The organism is Phormidium sp. CCY1219, from assembly GCF_035615515.1.
GTDB lineage: Bacteria > Cyanobacteriota > Cyanobacteriia > Cyanobacteriales > Laspinemataceae > CCY1219.
In genome coordinates this window covers 24,609-30,608 of the sequence record NZ_JAJENT010000759.1, presented here as the reverse complement: position 1 = coordinate 30,608, position 6,000 = coordinate 24,609, and the positions used below count along the sequence as shown (strand labels likewise).

The window sequence follows — 6,000 nt, the reverse complement described above, 5'->3', positions numbered from 1 at the left end:
GAAATGCTTCTGTGATAACGTTTTCAGCCGGTTTCTAACCGGGTTTAGCTATGAGGCGTGGGTTTTGAACCCACGCCTGCTTGACTTACGGCCCTCTCCGTTTCCATTCAACTAATTTCCCCAGCGAGTGGGGAGCAGAAAAAGTATTTCTAGCGCCTTCTCAAATCAAGAAAGGTTTCCATTCAACTAATTTCCCCAGCGAGTGGGGAGCTCATAATGACTACGGGGTATATGCGTACTTATTCTAGTTTCCATTCAACTAATTTCCCCAGCGAGTGGGGAGTGAGGAATAGTAATTATGAACTTCAACAAAGTTATCGGTTTCCATTCAACTAATTTCCCCAGCGAGTGGGGAGTCGAAATCGGTGAAGGCACCCCAGCTAGCTTCAACGGCCGTTTCCATTCAACTAATTTCCCCAGCGAGTGGGGAGCGCAACCATGGAACAGCAGCGTACTGGCATCGACTTGTTTCCATTCAACTAATTTCCCCAGCGAGTGGGGAGTGCTCCTAAAGAGTGGCAATAACACTGTAGAAGCGCTCCAGTTTCCATTCAACTAATTTCCCCAGCGAGTGGGGAGCAGCGACATTAAAGTCGATGTCGAAGCTGCTGGGGCGGCTGAGTTTCCATTCAACTAATTTCCCCAGCGAGTGGGGAGTGCCCCGATTATAACACTGATGTAGCAAGGATTCCAGCGAGGGTTTGCGAGGCTGGAGAAAAATGTTGCTACACTTGCCGCTAGCCGCCGGGAGGTTGGAGGCGCAAACCCTTACCCAGAGAGGGTGCGAGCCTCCCGACGCATTTAGGAGATTGGATGGGGTTTGACGGGAGCTTCGCAAAACCCAACCTGGGATGGAGCCACCCCGCGTCTGTTGGGACGCGAGGGGGACTCCAGGTTCTAGACAATAATCGAACGCCGATTCTCGGTAATTGCAGGGCCAATGCCCCAGACTTCCACCTGTGCCAGGGTATGCCGGGAGAGGGGGTAGAAGCGGATGCTATCTTCCTCCAAGTGAATGCGGTATCGAAGCCGGTCTTTCAGTTCCTCGAACTTAGAGTGGCTCAGGAGGCATTCAAAGGTAGAATACTGCACCCATTGTCCATACCCCTCCAGCAAGTCGTGGACTTTTTGACGGCGTTTGTTGTCGGGAATGTCATAAACCACTACATACAGAAGCATCAGCGGATTTGGTAAGGGGAATAACCCAGAGTTGGGTCATAAACAAACTGCTTGAAAGCTTTAACTTGTTGATTGAGCAAATCCCATTTAGGTTGGGTTTCCCCGAAATCATTGGTAATCGTTTCCTCCATGCGCTGAACGAAATGGTTAAGGAATTTTACCCGACCAGATTCATTGAGATAACAGCCGCCATCGCGATAAACAAAATCATCGGTAGCCCGCATGAGATGGCGATTCACCAGATACAAAACCAGAGAATCCACCAAAGGCGCGCGAAACTCCTCGATTAAATCCGATGCTAATGCGGCATGGCGAGAGTTGCCTTCATGCAGGCAAGCGGAGTAGGGGTCGAGTCCTTGCAGTTCAATCAAACTGAGCAGGTGATTCCACAACACTTGATAGCCAAAAGACAGCATAGAATTCACCGGGTTGCCGGGAGGCCGGCGAGAACGACCGACAAATAGAAAATCCGAATCATCCAAACATTCTCCGAAGGCGGAGAAATACTGTGCTGCACCGGCCCCTTCATAGCCCATCAATTGCTCGATGCGTTCGGCTTTTCCTGCTTGCTGAATCAGGTATTGCAGGCTATCGATCGCCAAAGCAAGGGTAGAGGAGGCACGACGACGCTGCTGCCGCATCAAAATCACGCGAGAGTTTTTCAGCTTCGCCTGGACGATGCATCGCGCTACCACCAACCGATTCACGAAAGAGAGTTGTTGCTGATAGCGTGCCAGTTGCCGATAGCCGCGCGCGATGGGGATAATCCGGCCATAACAATAGCCCATTCGCGATAGATATACGATCGGGATATTGCGCCACAGGCAGCTACGAATCGCCTGAGTGGTGACTTGGGATTTGCCGAAAATCAGCATCATTTCCAGCAGCGGCAACTGCACCTCGCACAACAGGGCATCGCGCTGTTTAACCACCAATAACTCCCCATCGAGAGCCACATAACAGCCTTGTTGAGAAATGTAAAGCGTCTGCATTAGCGGCGGTCGATATCGTCGAGATTGCGAGTATCCAGGGGAGATTCCACAGAGGCATTCATGCCCTGCACCCGACTCGGTTGCAGGTAGCGCACCACGGAATCGGCAAAGGTGGCGGTAAAAAAGCTAGCTGCCGTCACCAAGAAGGTGTTGGCAATCACCGACGCCAACCCCAACGGTGCAATTAACAAAATCACCAAGGTCACGGAACCATTGACCAATGCCACGGAAAAATTGCGGACTGTTGCTGCACGATGAGTTAAATACATCGGATTGCACTCCTAAATCGATAAATGAACCAATTTGAACGGTCTAACTGATGGAACCCACCCCGCTGATGGCTCTCTCCTGTCGAAAGAGAAAATGAGGGAGTGGCAAAAGGAGGAATTGCTGGATTTCGTTCCGTAGAAGCGCCAATTGTTGCTCCCACAAAACCCGGGTAATCCAGAGATACCCCCCGTCGGCAGAGAACCGCGATAATTCCGCCTCTCTACCGACGGGGAATACCGACAGGTTGAGGCGAAGAGAACAGGGCATTACCCTGTCCCTTCGGGAAAGCGAAAATTAGGTTAGAGGTCGCAAGAATTTATCGAGCAAATCGCACAGGTTTTGGTTCAAGGTATCAAAGGGATTGGTGGGGTTATAGTTATGGATTTGCTTGAGTATGTTTCGCAAAGTGGCCTGAATTTCCGCTTGATTTGCGATTTCAGAAACTCCCTCGAACTGGTGAACGAAGGTATTGCGATCGCCGCCAATGTCATCTAAGCGAGCAATCAAATTCACCAAAGAAACATTCTCTTGCAAAAAATAGCGAGCCAAAGCTTTCAAAAGCAACCGACTGGGAGCTTTGTCATGCTCCAACCGCAACACCCGACCGTTATCTAAGCGATAGTTCTCCAAGTAATCCAGAAGCGCCCCGGAATCACAGTGGTTAATTTTTTGCCAAAACTCGGCGCTTTTTGACTGGGGACTTTGGGGAATTCGTTTCAACCCCAAACCTTCAGAAACCAATATCCACAACAGTCGTTCTTGGAACCCGGAGACAAAAATCAAAAACTCGGAATAGTTCTGATTGTTCAGCTTAATCAAAGCATTAAAATAGATTTCCCGAACTAAAGCCCGTTGGTCTTTCTGGCGCAATGCGGCAATTTGTTTAATCCAGCGATCGTCTACAAAATCGCGCAGGGGTTGGATAAAGGTATGGGCGCGTTGGAAATCAAAAGAAATGCGACATTGAGCGTAATTGAGCAACCCTTCCATCACGGGAGCATCTAATCCGGTTTCGCTCAGCGTCACCAACGCGCCGCTGTAGTTGTAATCGCGAATTTGACGCTGGATAACCTTTACATCAAACTCTCGTTTAAAGGTATCCACATTGGTCTCAAAAACGCGAGTTTGTCCGCTCTGTACCTGCTGGGGATTTCGCACTTGCCACACAGAACTATGGGGTGCATATCCCGCCGCTTGCAGCACAGTCCAGGCGGATTTCATCACCGGAGTGCCCGAGGAAGCATTGAATTCTAATTTATCTCCTTTGCTAAAATACTCCAGTCCGCGCTCGATGCCTTTGCGCGCTTCATTCACCGCCAATAACAGATTCACGGGGTCGCGAGAAAGAGCGTTACTGACGGGTATCAATTCAATGCAGTTGTTGGCGAGTTTAACTGCTTCGCTTTCCAGCCATTCTTTGGTGTCTTCAGCGCCTTGCTGGGTGTTCTGAGTGTGCAGTAAAACCACTCGTTTGATTTCGCACTGCTTTTCCCACAAATGTCGCACCAAAGTCACAATCGACCCTTCTTTATTGGTATGTTCGGAAAAGGGGTCTTGTTGGCCAACGAAAGATAACAAAATGCTTGCCATGAGATTGACTCCAATAGAGTAAATAATCCAGAACTAATTGAAAAAAAACCTTCGCCCCCGGGGGATGAATTGCGCGGAATTTCTAGCAGGAAAAGGGGGCGAGAGTCTGTGGAAGTGAGGGAGTGGAGAGGGAGACCCTCCCGACTCCCGGGAAAAGGCGATCGCTATTCTGCCGGTGCAGAAATGCCGAATAAATGCGCCGACCCTTGGGACTTGTTTAAATCGCGAAGAAACTTAGCGCGGATACCGTTGCCATTTGCAGATTGTCCGCCCATAAACAAACAGACAATTTCCTGACAGTCGGTTTGTTCTTCTGGGTGGGCTATCTTCACCCGTTTGATGCTCGCCCAAGAACAGAAAGTGCTGCCTCGGCCCGCATTACCCCCGATATCGGGATTGCGCTTATATCGACGGGGGGGATTTTCTTGATAAATTAAATACATTCCATCACCGCGCGTCTCGTTGGGTTGGGTTTCAAACCACTTTATTTCCTGGCGATGGAGGGGGTCTGCATCCGGGCCGGGAAGGATGTAAACCGCGCAGGTATGAGGAGCAAAAACTTCAGCGGCTAAATTGCGATTAGCACCGGATACAAACCGATTTGGCCACCGTTGTCGAACCGCATCAGACCAGCGCTGGTAATTTATCGCCCAAGTATTGGGATTCTTGGGGGAGAAGGCAAAGATTTTGCGCGATAACCGTCCCGTTTCTTTGTTTGGCAAAAGATGGGTGAGCATCAGGTGACATCCCCGGGCGGCTTCGCGACCGGTATTCATGGTAAAAATATGTAACGGCCTGCGCCATCCGCGACCGACGCCCCCGACACTGGCGGCAAATTTGACAATTGGCAGGAGAATGTGCGTTAAAATCTCCTCGGGCGCGTCTAGGATGAGCTGACCTTTCCAGAGATAGAAACGCGGGGAATTGTCCGATCGCTCGCACCAGGGAGAACTCTGCACCATCTGCAAGCGCACGCAACCCTGACGACTTTGGTTATTGTCTGGCGATTCGAGAGTGCCAAGTAGTTCTCCGACGGTAATTTCGGCATTCTGGCGAGACATCACCCCCAGCAAACACCGCAACACCCACGATCGCAACCAACCGCGCCAATGGGAGGGGCGCAATTCTTCATTACCCGATCGCCCATTTGCGCCGTAACATCCCTGACTGTAGAGACTGAAATCCAGAGTTTTTCGCGATCGCCCCCGGTCCGATTCTGGGGAAGAAACCCCGGGAGAGGCGATCGCGCCATACCCAGAGGCGGTACGACTGCCCACCCCATACAACGCCAATGCCTGCTGCACCCATTCCCACACTTCTGCTACCTCGGATGGGGTAGCGCGATCGGGTATGCCGCGAATCGCCACCACTACGGGGACTTCCTCCTCTCCGTCGCCGAGAGTATAAAACGAAAGCGGCGTCCCCTGACCTTCGTGGAACACCTGAAATGCTTGTTGCGGATTGACAATATCCAAGGTGAGTGGAGTCGGTTCCGTGGGCCAAGCATCGAGAAATTCAATCTTACCGGCGCTGATGGTATCGTCATCTTGATACCCCAGCAAGGCCAGCATGCGCGGTTTGATGTCCGGGCGTTTTTTAGCCCAAGCGCGAACCACCCCGCGAATCGCAGAACCGGGAATATACCCATACAGGGGCAATTCCCGCAATTGCTGCCAATTGTCCCCCACGTTGCGTTTGTCTTCCGGGCGAGAAGAGGTTGGTTTCCAGGTTCCGCAGGGTTCTCCCGCAGAAACAATGGTTTCCCCATCGGGATGGGGAAACGAACCAACTTTCGCTCGCCAACATAACCGAAACGTACCTTTCTTGAACCAATCAGACTGCGATCGGCGTTCGTGCTGCTGTTCTAGCAACTCAATCAATTTCGTGCCAGCGTACATATTTTTCCCTCATTTATTCCTAACTAAATTGCCAGATTCGGTGCGTTTTAGCCGAGTGCAACCTCTCTTAA

The 6,000-nt window shown here is 50.9% G+C and carries 5 protein-coding genes and 1 CRISPR repeat array; all 5 genes read right to left on the bottom strand.

Going from position 1 to position 6,000, the window contains the following annotated elements:
* Positions 1-99: 99 nt before the first annotated feature.
* A CRISPR array of direct repeats spans positions 100-657; the repeat unit is 36 nt; unit sequence GTTTCCATTCAACTAATTTCCCCAGCGAGTGGGGAG.
* Positions 658-897: 240 nt separating this feature from the next.
* A complete protein-coding gene (gene cas2 / locus LKK83_RS23050) occupies positions 898-1,179 on the bottom strand; it encodes a CRISPR-associated endonuclease Cas2 (RefSeq protein ID WP_324633729.1) in 282 nt (93 codons plus the stop codon).
* Positions 1,179-2,171 carry a CRISPR-associated endonuclease Cas1 gene (gene cas1, locus LKK83_RS23045; protein WP_324633728.1) on the bottom strand — a complete coding sequence of 331 codons (993 nt, stop codon included), beginning with the start codon at positions 2,169-2,171 and terminating at the stop codon, positions 1,179-1,181. The genes cas2 and cas1 overlap by 1 nt, the downstream gene beginning before the upstream one ends.
* Positions 2,171-2,440 (bottom strand): CRISPR-associated protein Csx18, encoded by a 270-nt coding sequence (gene csx18, locus LKK83_RS23040; RefSeq protein ID WP_324633727.1) that lies wholly within the window; start codon positions 2,438-2,440, stop codon positions 2,171-2,173. The genes cas1 and csx18 overlap by 1 nt, the downstream gene beginning before the upstream one ends.
* A gap of 295 nt (positions 2,441-2,735) precedes the next feature.
* Positions 2,736-4,031: a hypothetical protein gene (locus LKK83_RS23035; RefSeq protein ID WP_324633726.1), complete on the bottom strand. Its 1,296-nt coding sequence runs from the start codon at positions 4,029-4,031 to the stop codon at positions 2,736-2,738.
* Positions 4,032-4,195: 164 nt separating this feature from the next.
* The gene (locus tag LKK83_RS23030) at positions 4,196-5,929 is read right to left on the bottom strand and encodes an RAMP superfamily CRISPR-associated protein (protein ID WP_324633725.1); all 1,734 of its coding nucleotides are present in this window, start codon (positions 5,927-5,929) and stop codon (positions 4,196-4,198) included.
* Positions 5,930-6,000 lie beyond the last annotated feature (71 nt).